This is a genomic window from Methanobacterium sp. (assembly GCA_012838205.1).
In the GTDB taxonomy this organism is placed as follows: domain Archaea; phylum Methanobacteriota; class Methanobacteria; order Methanobacteriales; family Methanobacteriaceae; genus Methanobacterium.
Genome location: DUPR01000059.1, coordinates 14,005 through 31,569, shown reverse-complemented (window position 1 = coordinate 31,569; position 17,565 = coordinate 14,005). Strand labels below are relative to the sequence as shown.

The window sequence follows — 17,565 nt, the reverse complement described above, 5'->3', positions numbered from 1 at the left end:
TGATTGTACTCTTCAATAGTCACATCATCAGGGTGGGATATGTTCCACATCATGTTGAAGTGCTGAGGTTTAGGCTGGTAACGACTCAATCCCCTTAAAACCAGGACACTATCACAACGGGCATCACCATCACCCTCCCACTCTGGTAAAACTTGGAGTATGACCTCACAATCATTCCTCTCCAACTCCTTTTTCAATCCCAAGGCCAAGTAGTAGTCACCCCACTCCTCCACTTCCTCCCAGCTTGGTGCAGGGATTTTAATGGCCATCTTCCTCTTCCAGATGTAACTTTCCAGGACATCCTTAATCTTCTCTGCCCGCTGATCATAGGTGTGATGGGAAAGAACAAACTCCTGCAACTCTTTGATCTTGGCTTTTCTCTCCTCCTCATGTGAAAGGTAAAATTCAAGTAATTGATTCAGATCCTCCTTTGACCTGTAAACAGGCAGAATTCCCTTAAAAGTTTCTTCTGCCCCTATATCACCATTAGTCACCACCAGCACACCTGATGCAATTGCATCGAAAACCCGACTATTAACTGAGCCATATCTTTTAGTAACCCGGTTAGCATCATCAACCACCACCTTAGTGGACCGGTAAATTTCAGGCATTCTCTGATAAGGTACGAACCCTTCATAGTATGGTTTAAACTTTTCAAACTCCTCCCAATTTTTTCCATACAATTTAAAAGTATAAGGCAAACTCTCCGGATCCAAAATATCCACAATTTCACGGGGATCATTCCAATAACTCCCAGTAAAACAATAATCACACATCCAATCCTCATTCCCCTCAACCTGGCTGTTGAAAATATCCGGATCAGTGGCCAGAGGCAGGAGAAAAACATCCTTCCCAGTTTTTTGTTTTATGTATTCACAGGCAGTTTCACTGGTGGCCATTACCAGGTCAAACTCGGCAAAATCAGGATAATAAAACATCCAACGGTCAAGCCAGTTACGCGGCCATGCCATCTTAATCAGTAAATTATTCTCCGACCTGATTTTACGTATATCATAAGCATCAAGTAAGGATATTAGAACATCAACATCCCCTTCAACATAGTACCAGTCTTCAGATTCCACCCGGGAAAGGTAACTTGTCTCCCAACCATATTTCTGGAAACTTTTAGCCAGTGATGTGGCGGTGAAGTAATCCCCGGCAGATGCATTCTCACCAGTTTCAGTCACCACAAAGGCCACTTTTAAGGGTTTATCAGAAAACACATAGCCACAGTTCAACTTATCCATTAAAAGCTCCCTGCGCAGCCACTTATTCCATCTTTCCCTGAAAATCTTTTGATTATTCAAACGCCATGTTTTAATATTTTTCTTCTTATGTTTTTCCTGTGTTCCGAATTCATAATGGAATAAAACAGCTCGAGGACAATAGATATTGTTGTACCCTTTTTTTAGTAATTTCAGACAAAAATCAACATCTTCATAGCCGTAGATATACCCCTCATCCAATCCATCAACTTGGAAGTATTTTTCTTTTTCAACCAGTAACGCCGCACCAGTAACCGCAGCCCGGGCTTCATCCACCAACTCCCCCACACTGAAAGGTTCTCCATTACCCCAATTATATGGTTTTATAAAGCCATCCTCTTCTTTGAAGGCTATGCCTTCATGCTGGATCTTAAAAGAGTTTCTTCGGTTAAGACGTGACTGGGAACAGTCCGGGTAAACCAGTTTAGCTCCAACTGCACCCACATCCCCTGATTGTGTTGCTGATCTCATCATATGATTTAACCAACCATGGGTGGGTTCCACATCGTTATTAAGAAGAAGTAAATATTTTCCCTCAGCAATTTCAGCTCCTTGATTATTGGATCTTGAAAATGACTGGTTATCCTTATTTCTAATTAGCTTAAGTGGTAAGACATTGGAAAGTTCCTCTAAAAAGGCCACTGAATTATCCTGAGAAGCATTATCAACTACTATTATTTCATAGGAGGGATACTGAACATTACTAGCAAAATCCTTAAACAACCTCTTCAGATGATCCAAACCATTCCTGTTCACGATTATGATGGAAACAAGTGGTGATTTGTGATCAAAATCATACAATGCATGTTTATGTGATTCTTGGATCACTGAATTATAGAGTTCTTTTTTCTGCTCCTCGGTGAGTTTATAATCTCCTTTAATGTTTTCAACGAATTCTGATTCCCGAATCCACATGACTGTCCTGTGTTTGTAGGATTTATAGGAATCTCGCATGTAATTCCTGAATCTTCTCAATTGCTTAAACCATCTATATTTTTTTATTCCAGGTGGGATATTTACCATGAAAAAATTCACCTAATATTAGCTTTGACTGTTAAAAAACCTACCATAAGGTTTATTTGTTAAGTGATGAAATAATAACTCTACTTCTTATCCCTTTTCTATTAAATTTAATTATGTTACTAGAAATTTGGAGAATATAATAATTTTACAGATAAGTGAAACTTATGTCAAGAAAACTCATCATCATACTTATTACTCTAATCCTAATTGTTGGTACCGGTATATATGTGTCCTACCTTTATATCCAGGGGGAGGGAAAATTTGATGGAAACTATAATGTACTTCTCCTATGTGCTGACCCATCTGAACCAAGACCTGGTGTAGGGGCAGTGGACATGGCCTTTGTAGTAAATGTTAACCATGGAAAAATAGTTAACATGACTCCGGTTTATCCGGGAGGTCTGGCACATCCAACTAAATCCCCCAATTCTGAATTAAGAAGTTACGGTGTAGATAAACTATACCTACACGACTCACTATGGAGTTCAGATGTAGAAGCAGGATCAAAAATAGCTCAGGAAATAGTTGAATACCACACTGGCTTGAAAACTAATCTGGTGGTCATTGTAACTCCTGAAGCTATAGATGCTATGATAAAGGCCATCGGACCAGTTCATGTGAAAGGTAAGGGTTATGTCACTGGAAATTCCATAGAATTTTTAAGAGAAGAACAGAACCAGAATGGAATGAGCAGGGGCAGTGCAGTGCAGTCACTTATGGATGGTCTTAAAAATAAAGCACAAGATCGGAGTAATCGTAAAGTTCTCATGGAAACTGCATCAGTCCAGTATGCACAGGGCAACATACATGTTATTCCTGCATCAGCATTTCAAGAATTTGTAGTCTATGAAGGTATACACAGCCTATTTTAGGTACACTCCTTCAATTTAGTGATGTTATTAGGGTGAAAATGCATTTTTCATCATTTTAAAATGCATCTGGTTAATGGATCCAGTTTTTAAGGCATCCTCTAATATGGCAATTATGTCCGAATAGGATAGGCCCATTACATCTTTGCTGGTTTCGATTACTTCCTTTTTAGATTCAGCAAAATCTGCCAGTAACCCAAAGTAGTCAATTTTAAGATATTTTCCATCGGGTTTTTCTAGTATGAAATTAAAGCCAATCTTTTCTTCATCATAATATTGGGGCAGCTGCCTTGATAAGATGTTCATGAGAATTGGGAAAACCAGGAACATTTGTGTGGGGATCATGATGGTTATGATCAGGGTTCCAATCTCATCTAAAAGTTCCAATTCTTTCCTACCAGTTAAAAATTCGGTTTTAAAATCCATCATGTTGAATGATTTTCCCATTATGATTTCTGGCATGGTATAGATCATGTCATCAGTAGTTTGGGATTGTTCGAATTTGTAGGGGAGAAAAACAATAGAATTACCAGTGTCATAGCCCAGTTCCTTTATTTTCGCCTTAACATCAAGATCATACTCTGAAAAGTTCAAACGATAATCACTCATCTAAAAATCCCCCCATTCTTACACTTTAATATTTTGTTGGTACTTTGATTTATTTCAAATACTTATCTACTTCTTCATGATTAAATCGCAACATAACTTGGCGTGTGTTTCCCCTTTTTCCTTTTCCAGTGAATTTTGTGTCAATTACCCGCATGAATTCCAGTTTTTTAAGAGCCCGGTCGAATGATGCGTAACTTAGAGGTCTTTTTTCATTTAAAAGATTATATAAATCTCCTGCAGTGGGATTATCCTCTTTTTGTTCAACTATTACCTCTAATAATCCCTTCTCATCATCAGTGAGATTGTTTATAGTGTTCTTCAGGCTTTGGGAGTCAAAATCCTGTAATGCCCTTTCCAGATGTTTATTTTCAATATTCCGGGAGGCGTCTGCCTCTGCAAAATTCCCAGTGGTGCGGAGAAGATCAATCCCCACCCGCAAATCACCAGTTGAATTGGTAAAATCCACAATTTCGTCTAAAATCTCATCAGATAAGACCCCAGGATAAAAACCTGCTTTTACCCGGTCATCCAGTATGTTTCTTATCTCCTGCCAGGTGTAAGTGTCAAATATCACTTCTTGGGGTATGAAAATACTGCTGACATTTTTATCCAACATGAAACGGAATTCAATATCGGATATAACGCAGAAAACTCCAGTTCTCACTCCTGGAAACACTTCATGGGCTCGTAGAATATCATATAATATTTGATTAGCATTTTTACGATAGAATAAATGGTTAACATCGTCCAGTGCAACCACCAGTGCTTTTCCCTCATTGGAGAGTTTTTTCATTATCTCCCCATAAATCCTGGAAAATGGGACTCCGGTTTCTGCCGGTAAGTAACCGAATAGTTGCTGATATATTTGGGCGAAGATGTTAAAACGAGTGTTGTAGAGTTGGCAGTTCACATAGGCAGTGGCTAGTTTCTGGGATTTTTTGGCAACTATCTCAAAGATCTTGTGGATAGCAGTGGTTTTGCCAGTGGCTGGTGATCCCACCACCACAGAATTAACTGGTTTACCACCCTTTAGGGCAGGGCGAAGACATAAGGCAAGTGCTTCCATCTGTGATTCGCGATGCAAATAATTTTCAGGGACAAAATCAGGATTGAATACAGTTATATCCTTGAAAAGTGTTTCTTCACCCATTAAAATGTTTTCCACGCTATTTGACATGTGCATACACCATTATGTCCAATTATAATCATTTTATGGTTGCATAATAATTTGTTTATGATTATTTAAGTATATCTGGATTTATATCCTCCACACCTTCCACTGTTTCCCCACTGGAAATATTCAAAAAATGAACATCACTATTAAGAGCAGCCCATCTAACCAGTTTTTTGGCCCATTTAAGTTTTTTCTGCTTCACCACATCTGCAAGACCATCTTCCTGGTCTGGCCGGGAGTAATGGGTGACGATTTTTCCGAAGTCCATTCCAGATAATATTATTTCACGCGCCCCCAGGGCCATTGCCAGGAAAACACAACGGTCACCGTCAGTGAAACCCCCAAAGTTATGAACATGGGCTAAAGGTTTGCTCTGAGTGGTTCCTAAGATGTTAGTTAGTTCTGGGGTGAATTTCTCAACTTGTTCCTGGTTGTTACCATGGGCATGCACCACAATTAAGGCTCCCTGCTGGTTAGCAAGGATTATATCATTCATTCGACCGTCTAAATCAGTTACTATAATTTCAGGGATGATATTTTCCTCTAAAAGGGCGGTTGTGGCCCCATCTGCAGATATTAGGGTGAATTCATCCAGGTTCATGGTCTTCAAAATAGTGAGATTAGGTTTTAAGGATGGTCCAGCACCGAAAACAATGACCCTACTTTCGATGTGAATGTCTTGTGGCCTGAGGGTGCCTTTATCTTCCAAGATATTGTTTAATATCCGGGCACTGCGTTCATCATCATCTCTTTTAAATCCGAAGTCTTCCAGGATGAGTTGGTACCATTCCATCCACAGGGTCAGTTCCATATATAAAGTATATCAAATTATATAGATAATAAATATTGTTGGAGGATATTTTCAAATTGGAGTTGAAAAGATGGATGAAACTTTACTGATGATTCCCGGACCCACTCGTGTGGCCCCTAGGGTCCTGAAGGCCATGTCAGAAAACATAGTTAATCATAGAAGCGCCCTTTTCGGTGAAATTCTCACTGAAACCAACCAGATGATGTCTGAATTGTTCATGACTGATAACAAGTCTTACCTTATCACTGGCTCCGGAACGGCAGCCATGGAAGCCGCCCTGGCCAACACCATCAGTAAGGGTGATCGTGTCCTGAACATTGTAGGAGGAAAATTTGGACAGCGCTTTATGCAGATAACTGAAACCCATGGTGGAATTCCTGTGAATATGGAAGTAGAATGGGGACATGCAGTTAACCCTAGTGCTGTGCGTGAATTCCTGGAAGAAAATGATGATATTAAAGCAGTTACTGTTGTGCATAATGAAACTTCCACCGGTGCAACCAACCCCATTGAAGAATTGGGTAAGATATTAGAAGACTATGATACCCTTTATGTTGTGGACACTGTGTCCAGCCTTGGTGGGGATGATGTATTTGTAGATGGTTATGGTATTGATATTTGTGTTACTGGCTCCCAGAAGTGTCTGGCAGCACCGCCAGGTATGGCGGCAATCACCCTCAGTGATGATGCTTGGGATGTGGTTGATAAAACTGATAATCAGACTTATTATCTTAACATGAAGAAATACAAAAAAAGTGGAGATGCAACACCACCAGAAACACCTTACACCCCAGCTGTTTCATTAATATACGCTATGCAAGAAGCACTCCGTGTGATTATGGAAGAAGGATTGGAAAAAAGGGTTAAAAGACATAAAATGGCCGCTAAAGCCACTCGAAATGGTGTGAATGCCCTTGGACTGGACTTATTCGCCCAGGAAGATGCGGCCAGTAATACTGTGACCTCGATCAAGATTCCAGAGGGAATAACTGACTCGGAACTTCGTGGTACCATGAGGGAACGTTACCGGATTGAACTGGCCGGAGGACAGGACCATCTTAAAGGTAATGTGTTCCGTATCGGCCACATGGGTAACATAACCCATCGTGAGATCATAAGCACCATCGCTGCGCTGGAGATGACCATGCAAGGGTTGGGATTGGATGTGGAGATTGGTGAAGGTGTGGCTGCAGTGGCCGACACCTACCTAATGGGAAGTAGTTAGTTTACTCCCTTATTTTTCTATTTTTTCTAAACATTTTTTTATAACAATATTTGAAATATTATCACTGATTAAAAAGAAGCTATAAGCAAAGGTAACCATAATAAATTATTATTAATAAAATTGAATCACGGTTTCGGTTTATATTTTGACAAGTATGCATCTTATTAAGTGTAATGTTGTGAGTAGCTATGAAATTTAGGTATGGATTAGATGACAAGCCCAAGAAGACTGAAATGTTGGTAGTGGGGTTGCAATATTTTGCAGTTATCCTCCCTTCCATCATAATCTTAGGGACCTTAGTAGGAGTTCTTGAGTTCGGAGCAGATTATATTCCTTATCTTCAAAAATTACTGCTCATCATAGGCATATTCATGATCATACAAATCTATTTAGGCCACAGACTCCCATTGGTCATTGGTCCAGTTACCGTGATATTGATTGCTATTTTAACCAGTTTTAATCAAGGAGTAGGCGGTATTAATTCTTCAATATTGATTGGTGGTATTTTAGTTAGTATATTAGTTGCAAGTGGCCTTTTTAGACATGTTAAAAAACTTTTCACACCCCGAGTTGTTACTGTTATCCTCATACTTCTCACATTTACACTTATACCTACAATAATCAGCCTGATCAGTGTTGAAAATCATGTTCCCTCATCATATAATGTTATTTTTGCTATTGTACTCTTATTTATAATTTTTATTGGGAATACATTCTTGAAGGGAATTTGGAGGTCTGCTTTAACATTTTTGGCATTGTTTGGAGGTAGTGCATTATACTTTATCATATTTGGAAATTTCAGCCCTAACTTGAACTTACCTCTTTTATCAATTCCATCTGGATCATTTATAGGCCATCTGGCAGTTCCTAATATCAGTGTTTTTATTACATTCTTAATTAGCTTTTTAGCTTTAGTAATAATTGATTTAGGTATAATTCAATCAGCAGGGATTATACTAGATGCAGATGAAATGGAGACACGTGTTGAAAAAGGCATATTTTTCACTGGGCTGGGAAACGTCTTGGCAGGACTCCTGGGAGTTATAGGTATTGTTAATTATAATTTAAGCATAGGTATCATCTCCACCACCAAAAATGCATCTAAATTTGCAGTCATTCCTGCAGCGATAATATTTTTAGTACTGGCCTTTTCACCAATAGCAATAGGCTTGATAAGTAACATACCTTCACCAGTGCTGGGTATTGTTTTGTTATACGTCCTGATCATGTTAATCGGACCAGCACTACTAATTTCAATTGAAAGTAATTCTATAAAAAACGTAGATGACGGGGCTATTATTGGATTACCAATTCTTTTAGGCACAATAATAGCATTTTTACCACAATCTGTGATTACACAGTTCCCCCAGGTTCTGCAACCATTAGTAGCCAATGGCTACGTTATAGGAACCATAGCAGTTTTCCTACTGGAACATGTTTTATATCCACGGCATTCTGTTTACAATGAAAAAAAGATGAAACAATGAAAACTGCTTTTATTTGAATTTAACTCATTGAACTTGATGTTTAAGAGAGTTAAAATTGATGAAATCTCAAAATAATAGTGTAATTATTAAAATAACCGTGTGAAGATTGAAATGTTGAAATATTAAATTAATTAACAATGCTGATTACTAAATTTTTCCCAATAACTATTAAAAAATTGATGATTCCGGCTTTATGGTTATTGACGGGATTTTGGCTGCTTGAACTAGCCAGAAAGCAGGTTTATCTTAAGGGTAATGTCTTTAGTAGGATCATCAAAAAAAATATGACATTACTCGAAGGTTAGAAGGACCATCAATACCCATAAGTGATCCATCCATCCCATACCAATTTTATGCCTAAAATTCCTGTTACAAACAAACAAAATAGCTTCACAATTTTTTATAGAATGTTGTAAGACTAAATAAATAAGTAATAATGGATTTTAGACATATTTACATTGGTGTGCTTTTTAAACTTCTTTGATCATGGTGACTATGGTTTTAAAGAGTATTGGTCCGTCCATCCATGCTTGTTTTAATAGATAGATTGGTCGTAGATAAAATTGTCTGAAGGCTGTTTTCTGTAGTTTTTTAAGTTCATCCAGTGAACAATCTACAGTATCCAATACTGGTGATAGTAGGGTGAATTTGGACCAGTCCTTGACTTTGATAAGGTTTTTTTGAACTGCTTCTTGGTAAAATCTGGTCCCAGGGTAAGGTGTGGCTAAACTGAAAACTGCATAGGAAGGGTTTAGTTCTTTGGCAAATTTGATGGTTCGTTCAATACTTTCTCTGGTGTCCCCTGGCATTCCCAGTACTACAGAAGCTATGGTGCGGATATCATTCTTCCGAGCTAGTTTAAAGGCTTGGCGGATTTTTTCAATGGTTAATTGTTTGTTAAGCTTGTCTAGCTGTTGTTGATCAGCGGATTCCACCCCCAGAAACAGAGTTATGCATCCGGATTCACTTAGCTTTCGGAGTAATTCATCAGAAAGGGTGTCTGCACGGGCTGTGCATCCCCAATAAATGTTAAGTTCCCTTTTAATAATCTCATCACATATTTCTGCAACCCGGTTTGGTTTGAGTGTGAAAGTATCATCCATAAACGCGATCATCCCGGCATCATGGTCGTTGATTAGGTGTTCCATTTCATCCACCACGTTTTTGGCTGATCTCATTCTGAGCCGGTTCCCGTGCAAGGCTGCTGAGGCGCAGAATGAACACTGCATTGGACATCCCCTGCTTGATATTATGGTGGCAGTGTTCAGTTTCATGTTCAGAATTTTGTAATGATCCATAGGGAGTAAGTGCCTTGCAGGGAAGGGTAATTGATCAAGATCCTTTATTAAAGGCCGTGGTGGTGTTATCACGTCTTGATAGGCAATTCCTTTGACTTTACTAATATCTCCACCTTTTTCTAGGGTTCTCACCAGTTCGGGGAAAGTATATTCTCCTTCACCAATGACCACAATATCCACGTAATCATTTTCTAACATTTCCTGGTGGTTAAAACTGGGATGGTACCCGCCCATAACTATTGTGGCCTCGGGACAATTTTTTTTAGCCAGTTGGGCGGTTTTAAGGGAGTTGGAGATTGTGGGGGTTAATGCGGTTACAGCCACTAATCCTGGGTTGGACTTTTGGATCTGGGTTTCCAGTGCTTCCCAACTCATTTCCAGGGCTGCTGCATCAATTATCTCCACATCTATATCATTTTCTTCTAATACTGCAGCTATATACGCTATTCCTAATGGTGGTGCTACTAAACCTATAAATTTATATTTAGAATTAAAATAAGGCGGGTTGATGAGTAACACCTTCATTTAATCACCATTATAAATAAATTGTTAGAAAATTCACTTGGGTAGTGGTATGTCTTCATTTTTATCAACTTTAATCTCTATTAATAATGGTTTATTAAGTTTTAGTCCATTCTCCACAGCTGCCAAAACTTCACCTGGAGAATCTACCATTTTGGCCTTTAAATGGTAAGCAGTGGCCAGTTTCACAAAATCAGGATTTTCAAGTTTCACTTGGAATGCTCCTCCATAGTAAAGCTCTTGCCACTGTCGGATAATGCCAAGGGATTGGTTATTTATTAGGCAGATCATGATGGGTAAATCTAACTCAAAGATGGTTGCCATCTCCTGGCTGGTCATCTGGAAACCACCATCACCTACCACCACCACCACATTTTTATCAGGACGAGCCAGGCTAACACCAATTGCTGCTGGGATTCCGTATCCCATAGGTCCGAATCCACCGGAGAAGATCAATGAAGATGGTTCGGATACTTCCATAAGCAGAGTTATCCAGGTGGTGTGACTGCCAGCATCATTAACCAAGATCGAAGAACCAATGCCATCTAATATCTCTTTAATTGCCATTTGTGGCTTTAATGGAGTTTTATCATAATTTGTCCTAATTTTTTGAACCTTATTATAGCTTTGAAGTTCATGCAACCATTTTTCAGTATTTTTTGTTGATGTTGGGCTGATTTTTTCCATGAATTCCTTTACATCAGCTTGAATGTTAATATTTCCTTTTAAAACTGTTTTATCCAAGTTCACTTGGATTATTGGCGCATTACCAAGCCCTTTCTGTGTTCGTTCAGATAATCGGCATCCAATGGCCAGGATAAGGTCTGAGTTTTTTCCAGCATAGTTAGCTCTTTGTGTGCCTCTGGTTCCTAAAAGTCCCAGAGAAAGGGGATGATTCTCTCTAATGACGCCTCTAGCAGGGTATGTGGTGGCTACTGGGATCTGGTGTTGTTCTACAAAACTTTTTACATCACCAGCAGCATGGGACCATAATACTCCTGCACCAACTAGAAGTAGAGGTTTTTCAGATTTTCTAAGTAATCTTTTAACTTGGTTTATGTCTTTCCAGTGGGTTTTAATGTTTATTTCCACACTTTCATCTAGGAGGGATGGGTTGATTTCTTTTTGTAGAATGTCACGGGGAATATTTAGGTGTATTGGACCTGTTTTCCCTGTTTTAAGGGATTGGAATGTTTTTTTAATTATTTCTATTCCTTTATCTGGGTCGTCTATCAAGTGGCTTTGCAGAGTTATTGGTTTAAAAACAGCGTTTACATCAATATTTTGAAAGACGTTTTCACCTTTTAAATTGCTGGAAACATCGCCAGTGATGATTAGGAGTGGTACTGAATCCTTGTAAGCTGTAGCCACACCCATTGTCATGTTTAATGCTCCAGGACCTCCTGATGCTATGCAAACACTTGGTTGAAGTGATGCTCGGGCGTATCCATCTGCTGCGTGAGCTGCACTCTGTTCATGACGCATTAAAACATGTTTTATTGATGATTTGCGTAGTGCCTGGTAAACTGGGAGTATTTGTTCCCCTGGATGGCCAAATATATATTTTATTCCCTCTTTTTCCATTATTTTAACCAGTGCATCTGCCAATCTAATCTTGGCCACGGATTGCATGAAAAAAGAATATGTTGCTTACTATTATTAAATTATAACCCGTTAGGTTTCAAGAGGATCCAGTAAAAGTTTTCAATAAAAATGATTACAGTGCATTTCAGAGTGTTTGGAAGGTTAAGAATGAACCCAGTAAAGTTTTTGTCACCATTAATCTTAGCAAATCCCTGGGTATATCGTCTTAGTATTAAGTTGGTGTGAACTAGTTTTTGGGCATCATTAGTCTTACCAAGCTCCACATGAAAAGATAGAAAAATGGTGAAAATATAATTGAATTGGAAAAAACATAATATAGTGTAGGATAATTGATGACAATCTTGTTTGTATAAAAGGGTTTATAGGGGGTTTTAATATTTTAAGTGAGTTAGAAGCTCTTTTAAAGGAAAATAGATTATTTTCACCTTCTGAAGATTTAATGAAAAATAGTAACATCCAAAAATGGATGGCACATTATGGTATAACTAGTTATGATGAACTTCTCCAGAAAGCTCAAAATGATCCAGAATGGTTCTGGGATGAGCTTGCTCAGGAGTTAGAATGGTACCAACCCTATGAAGGTGTCTTAAAATGGGATCCTCCCCATGCTGAGTGGTTCTGTGGAGGTAAATTTAACATTGTACACAATGCCCTGGACCGGCATGTTAAAACTTGGCGGAAAAACAAGGTGGCCTACATATGGGAAGGTGAATCTGGCCAGGTAAAAAAGCTTACCTATCATGATCTTCACCGGAAGGTTAATCAGATGGCCAATGCCTTGCGGGGTCTTGGTGTTAAGAAGGGGGATCGTGTATCTATTTACTTGCCCATGATCTTGGAGTTACCCATTGCCATGTTGGCCTGCGCCAAGATCGGAGCAATTCACAGTGTGGTGTTCTCTGGTTTCTGGGCCAAAGCCTTCCAAGAAAGAGCCAACGACGCCAAGGTAAAAGTTGCCATAACCGTGGACGGATTTTACCGCCGAGGAAAAGTCATACCACTTAAAGAAAATGTAGATGAAGTTTTAGATGATATTCCCTCCCTGGAAACACTCATAGTGGTGAAACATGCTGGTTCTCCAGTTCACATGAAACCAGGACGTGATTTGTGGTGGGAGGAAATCATCCATGAACAGGAAAAAGAATGTATCACCGAGCCCATGGATTCGGAAGACCCTCTTTTCATCCTTTACACTTCAGGCACAACTGGGAAACCTAAAGGAGTGGTTCATGTCCATGGTGGATATGCAGTTGGGATTTACACCACATTAAAACTAGTTTTTGACTTGAAAGACCAGGATATATGGTGGTGTGCTGCAGATATTGGCTGGATAACTGGTCATAGCTACATTGTATATGCTCCACTCATCATGGGAGTCACTTCTGTGATGTATGAGGGGGCCCCTGATTATCCTGACCCCAACCGCCTCTGGGAGATCATCGAAGAATATTGTGTGAGTGTGTTCTACACTGCCCCTACCACCATCAGATTGTTCATGAAATACGGTGAAAAATGGCCCCAAAAACATGATTTAAGCTCTTTAAGACTCCTTGGTAGTGTGGGAGAACCTATAAATCCAGAGGCGTGGATGTGGTACTATAAACATGTTGGAAACCGACAGTGCCCTATTATGGACACATGGTGGCAGACAGAAACTGGAATGCAACTCATAACTCCCCTGCCCATAACCTCTTTAAAGCCAGGATCAGTGGTAAAACCATTCCCCACCATAAAAGCCGATGTAGTGGATAACAAGGGCAACCCCATAGGTGAAGGTGGTGGTCACTTGGTTATTAAGACACCTTGGCCCTCCATGTTCCGAACACTTTACAAAGACCCTGATCGTTACGTGGATGCCTACTGGAGCACTTTCCCTGGTGTTTATCTAAGTGGTGATGTTGCTCGCATCGATGAAGATGGTTATTTCTGGATACAGGGAAGAGCAGATGATGTTTTGAACGTTGCTGGTCACCGAATAAGCACTGCAGAAGTTGAATCCGCCCTGGTAAGTTACGATGCTGTGGCTGAAGCAGCAGTAGTTGGAAAACCAGACCAGGTTAAAGGAGAAGAGATCTGCAGTTTTGTAACATTAAAAAAAGGATTTGATCCCAGTCCCCGGCTGAAACACCTCCTTAGAGAACATGTTCGCCGAGAAATAGGCCCCATAGCCAGCCCTGCATTTATAGGTTTTGTGGAGGATCTGCCCAAGACTCGTTCTGGTAAAATCATGCGCCGGGTGATAAAAGCTAAGGTGAAAGGAGATGATGTGGGAGATATAACCACACTGGCCAATCCAGAAGCAGTGGATAAACTTGATCATCCACTGTAAAAATTTACAAAAAAAAATGTTAATTAGTCTTCATTTTCTTGATAGCTACCATTATACTCCCCTGAACCTTCAACTGGAAAAACAACTCCTTGAGCTATCCTTTCTCCACGCTTCAGAGTGAATGGGAAATCTCCTTGGTTAACCAGGAGGAATTGTAAAGTTCCATAAAATCCAGGATCCCCTACTGCAGTGTGGATGCTTATAAAGGAGCGTAGTAGTGTTGAACGCGGGAGATAAAGCATTGAATATCCCTTAGGAATTTTAATTTTGCGGTCGATGGTTACACTGTAGGCAGTCTTTGGTTGTAGAGTGTAAAGTGGGGGTTCTAGTTTTTGAAGTTCTGGCAGGTTTTTCTGATCATCAACTAGTGATCCTGGTCCTTTCTGCCTGAAGACTTCATCAACCCGTAGGTCTATGCCTGATGGCTCTACCAATTCTTTGAATTCAGGGAATAGTTTTATGAGTTCTTTTTCACCTAACATGGATAGATCCTCCTGTGATCAATGCGAAAATTCATCGTAATGTAATAGATAGATTTAGATTTAATACTTAAAAATTCTGGCAATTTTATAAATTTTTTTAAAAAAATAAATCCATAAATGAAAATTCTTTTTCCCCGGGTTTATAATAGAAAGGAACTTCAGGAGTGACGCAGGTTTTAATTTGCAGCGTTGATAGATAATCATAACAGAATACATGAAAAAAAACACAACCTAATTATATGACTATGACACAGTCAAATAGGCGATGAGCATGAAACAAGTTAAAAGTCACTTTGAAGAAGAAGCTGAGATATTTGACGATCTTATCAGGACACTAATCCCCGGTTATGAGGATATGATTGAGTCCATGATTTTAGCATTGCCTTTCCACCAGAAAGAAAAGATAAATGTTTTAGATCTGGGCTGTGGTACTGGGAACATATCCCTAGAAGTTAAAGAAAGGTTTCCCAATGCCAAAATAACCAGTGTGGATATGGCTAAGAACATGATCAAAATGGCCAAGTACAAACTCGCATCTTACAATGATATTGAGTTTATAATTGCTGATGTTCGTGATCTAGAATTTGAAGATGAATTTGATGCAGTGGTCTCGTCACTGGCATTACATCATCTACATCCCCCCGAGAAGAAACCATATTACCGTAGAATAAAGAGATTCCTTAAAAAGGGAGGAGTCTTTTATAATGCCGATAACATATTAGGGTCATCACCCTACCTAAATCAGCTTTATATAGAAAAGTGGATTGAGTTCATGCTGAAATCCCACACACAAGAAGAAATTAACAGTGTATGGCTTCCAAAACACCGGGAAGAAGATTTCCCCGCCCCTCTTATGGATCATGTACATTTCTTAGAGGAAGTTGGATTTAAACAAGTAGATGTAGTGTGGAAAAATTACATGTATGGGGTTTATGGTGGAAAAAAATAGCATTGTGGAAAAAAATAGATTTGCTTAGATTTATTATAATTTTAGTAATCCCCCGGGATTTGTTAATCCCCAAGGACTTGTTCCACCATCCAATCCGGGCGAAATTCCATAATATCCCCATATCCCTGACCTACACCCAAGTATAATATGGGCTTGTTTATTACATGACCAATAGAGAGTGCTGCCCCACCTTTTGCATCAGCATCTGCCTTTGTGAGAATTATTCCGTCAACACCCACAGCATCATCGAATTTACGTGCTTGTTCCACAGCATCATTCCCTGTGAGGGCATCCCCTACGAATATTGCAATATCTGGTTTGACAACCCTCTGAATCTTCTTCATCTCATCCATAAGATTCGCATTGGTTTGCATTCGCCCGGCAGTGTCGATTAAGACCAGTTCTTTCTTCTGGGCCCTGGCATGTTCCACTGCATCATAAGCCACTGCTGCTGGATCAGCCCCTTTTTGGTGGCGTATTATCTTCACTCCAATATTTTCTGCATGATGAGATATTTGTTCAATGGCACCTGCCCGAAAAGTATCAGATGCGGCTATAACTGGAGTGTAACCTTCTTTAACAAAATAATCAGCAATTTTAGAAATGGTAGTGGTTTTTCCAGTCCCATTAACACCTACAAACATTATTTTAAACGGTTCTCCAGTTTTTTGGGCTTTTTTAACAGATTTTTTCAGATCAGGACCTTCAACTACCAGTATGTCTGAAATAGCGTTTTTAAGGGCATTTTTAGTGAATTCTGCCACATCATTTCTTCTTTTTATCTTCCGACCTACTAAATCTTTTTTAACCGAATTTACGATTTGCTCAGCCACTTCCAAAGCAACATCCCCCTCTAGAAGAGCTAGTTCTAGTTCAAATAGGATGTCATCTATATCATTTTGGGAGATGGTTTTGTGTGTGGCAAATGTAAATAGTCCAGATGCTTCTTTTTCTGCATCTTCCCCTGTTCGGGTTTTATCTGCTATTTTATCATCTTCGGTTGAATCATCTGAAGATTTTTTATGATGTTTTAAACCTTTTTCATCTTTTAGGGAATCTTCATCGTTTGGTGTGGATTTTCTGCGCAGGAAGGATAAACGTGATTTTTTAGATTCTTTCTCTTTCAAGAGAGATTCATCGTCGGATGATTTATCTTCTTTTCCCTTGGCAGAAGTTTCATCTTCAATATCCTTAATTTTATCTGATGCTTTTTCATCCTTTTTTTCATCCTCAGGAGCTTTTTCCTCTTCTTCAGAGGAAAATTGGTCAGAAATTTTTCCGATGGTGCCTGAAAATTTCTTTTTTAAAGATTCAAACAAAAGACATCACATCCTATATTTAGGGAAATTTTTTAGTGGTTATAAGTTGCTTTTGTAAAATAGGTGTTATAATAGTTTAAGTTAATTGATAGTTGCCTAAAAGATGAAATTAGATTAAATCTTGATGAGTTGTTAATTTATAGAAAATGAAAAGTGAAGTTTAGGGTAGGTTTTCACCAGGTGTACCCTCAATTTTTTGGATGAGTGCCTCGGCTTCGGGGCTTTTCTGGGAGATGATTTCACTGATCTTCTGGAGATCTCCAATCATTTTCTGCATTATTTCATCTAATTCTTTTTTCTGCCCTTCAATGCTTACTTTAGCATCATCAATAGTTCTTTTAACAGCAGCTCCTGAACCTAGGCCCACAATCACTTCTTCGGTATTTTTGATTTCTGTAATCAGGAAAGAACCTGCACCAATTGGTACTAGAGTTTCAGGCGATTTTTTACCTTTAATAGCATCCAATGTTTCCTGAGCAACTGTTAAATCAGCTATAGTGCCTTTAAGAGTTTCCACTTGCTGGTTTAATGTGTCTGCTTGGGCTTTGTAGGCGTTGAGTTCGTTTATGATCTCTTCCAGCCTTTGTCGGTCTTCCAT

14 protein-coding genes are annotated in these 17,565 nt (G+C 39.2%); 5 read left to right on the top strand and 9 right to left on the bottom strand.

Annotation, left to right across the window (positions count from 1 at the left end):
- The coding region (locus GXZ72_08490) for a glycosyltransferase (protein ID HHT19582.1) at positions 1 to 2,288 on the bottom strand (2,288 nt) is incomplete at its 3' end.
- 164 nt (positions 2,289 to 2,452) lie between these two features.
- Here GXZ72_08490 and GXZ72_08485 point away from each other — a divergent pair.
- Entirely contained in the window at positions 2,453 to 3,160 is a 708-nt protein-coding gene (locus tag GXZ72_08485; protein HHT19581.1) for a DUF4012 domain-containing protein, read from the top strand.
- A 27-nt stretch (positions 3,161 to 3,187) separates the two neighbouring features.
- Here GXZ72_08485 and GXZ72_08480 read toward each other — a convergent pair whose 3' ends face one another.
- The 3 genes from GXZ72_08480 to GXZ72_08470 form a co-directional block, all read right to left on the bottom strand.
- Positions 3,188 to 3,766, bottom strand: a complete 579-nt coding sequence (locus tag GXZ72_08480; GenBank protein ID HHT19580.1) for a hypothetical protein — start codon at positions 3,764 to 3,766, stop codon at positions 3,188 to 3,190.
- A gap of 49 nt (positions 3,767 to 3,815) precedes the next feature.
- Entirely contained in the window at positions 3,816 to 4,943 is a 1,128-nt protein-coding gene (locus tag GXZ72_08475; GenBank protein HHT19579.1) for an ORC1-type DNA replication protein, read from the bottom strand.
- A 61-nt stretch (positions 4,944 to 5,004) separates the two neighbouring features.
- The gene (locus tag GXZ72_08470) at positions 5,005 to 5,751 is read right to left on the bottom strand and encodes a DUF115 domain-containing protein (GenBank protein HHT19578.1); all 747 of its coding nucleotides are present in this window, start codon (positions 5,749 to 5,751) and stop codon (positions 5,005 to 5,007) included.
- A 70-nt stretch (positions 5,752 to 5,821) separates the two neighbouring features.
- Here GXZ72_08470 and GXZ72_08465 point away from each other — a divergent pair, with 70 nt between their 5' ends.
- Positions 5,822 to 6,976: an alanine--glyoxylate aminotransferase family protein gene (locus GXZ72_08465; GenBank protein ID HHT19577.1), complete on the top strand. Its 1,155-nt coding sequence runs from the start codon at positions 5,822 to 5,824 to the stop codon at positions 6,974 to 6,976.
- A 188-nt stretch (positions 6,977 to 7,164) separates the two neighbouring features.
- On the top strand, positions 7,165 to 8,463 hold the full coding sequence (locus GXZ72_08460) for a purine/pyrimidine permease (protein HHT19576.1): 1,299 nt from the start codon (positions 7,165 to 7,167) through the stop codon (positions 8,461 to 8,463).
- Positions 8,464 to 8,933: 470 nt separating this feature from the next.
- Here GXZ72_08460 and GXZ72_08455 read toward each other — a convergent pair whose 3' ends face one another.
- Both GXZ72_08455 and GXZ72_08450 read right to left on the bottom strand, forming a co-directional pair.
- Positions 8,934 to 10,286, bottom strand: coding sequence for a radical SAM protein (locus tag GXZ72_08455; GenBank protein HHT19575.1), 1,353 nt, complete (start codon positions 10,284 to 10,286; stop codon positions 8,934 to 8,936).
- A gap of 33 nt (positions 10,287 to 10,319) precedes the next feature.
- Entirely contained in the window at positions 10,320 to 11,915 is a 1,596-nt protein-coding gene (locus GXZ72_08450) for a thiamine pyrophosphate-binding protein (GenBank protein HHT19574.1), read from the bottom strand.
- A 349-nt stretch (positions 11,916 to 12,264) separates the two neighbouring features.
- On the opposite strand from GXZ72_08450, the gene acs reads away from it, so the two are divergent.
- The gene (gene acs, locus GXZ72_08445) at positions 12,265 to 14,217 is read left to right on the top strand and encodes an acetate--CoA ligase (protein ID HHT19573.1); all 1,953 of its coding nucleotides are present in this window, start codon (positions 12,265 to 12,267) and stop codon (positions 14,215 to 14,217) included.
- A 23-nt stretch (positions 14,218 to 14,240) separates the two neighbouring features.
- Here acs and GXZ72_08440 read toward each other — a convergent pair whose 3' ends face one another.
- On the bottom strand, positions 14,241 to 14,699 hold the full coding sequence (locus GXZ72_08440; GenBank protein ID HHT19572.1) for a deoxyuridine 5'-triphosphate nucleotidohydrolase: 459 nt from the start codon (positions 14,697 to 14,699) through the stop codon (positions 14,241 to 14,243).
- 271 nt (positions 14,700 to 14,970) lie between these two features.
- Here GXZ72_08440 and GXZ72_08435 point away from each other — a divergent pair, with 271 nt between their 5' ends.
- Positions 14,971 to 15,648, top strand: coding sequence for a class I SAM-dependent methyltransferase (locus GXZ72_08435; GenBank protein ID HHT19571.1), 678 nt, complete (start codon positions 14,971 to 14,973; stop codon positions 15,646 to 15,648).
- A gap of 62 nt (positions 15,649 to 15,710) precedes the next feature.
- Here the strand turns inward: GXZ72_08435 and ftsY are convergent, their stop codons facing one another.
- Positions 15,711 to 16,967 carry a signal recognition particle-docking protein FtsY gene (gene ftsY / locus GXZ72_08430; protein HHT19570.1) on the bottom strand — a complete coding sequence of 419 codons (1,257 nt, stop codon included), beginning with the start codon at positions 16,965 to 16,967 and terminating at the stop codon, positions 15,711 to 15,713.
- Between the two features lie 160 nt (positions 16,968 to 17,127).
- Positions 17,128 to 17,565, bottom strand: coding sequence for a prefoldin subunit alpha (pfdA, locus tag GXZ72_08425; protein ID HHT19569.1), 438 nt, complete (start codon positions 17,563 to 17,565; stop codon positions 17,128 to 17,130).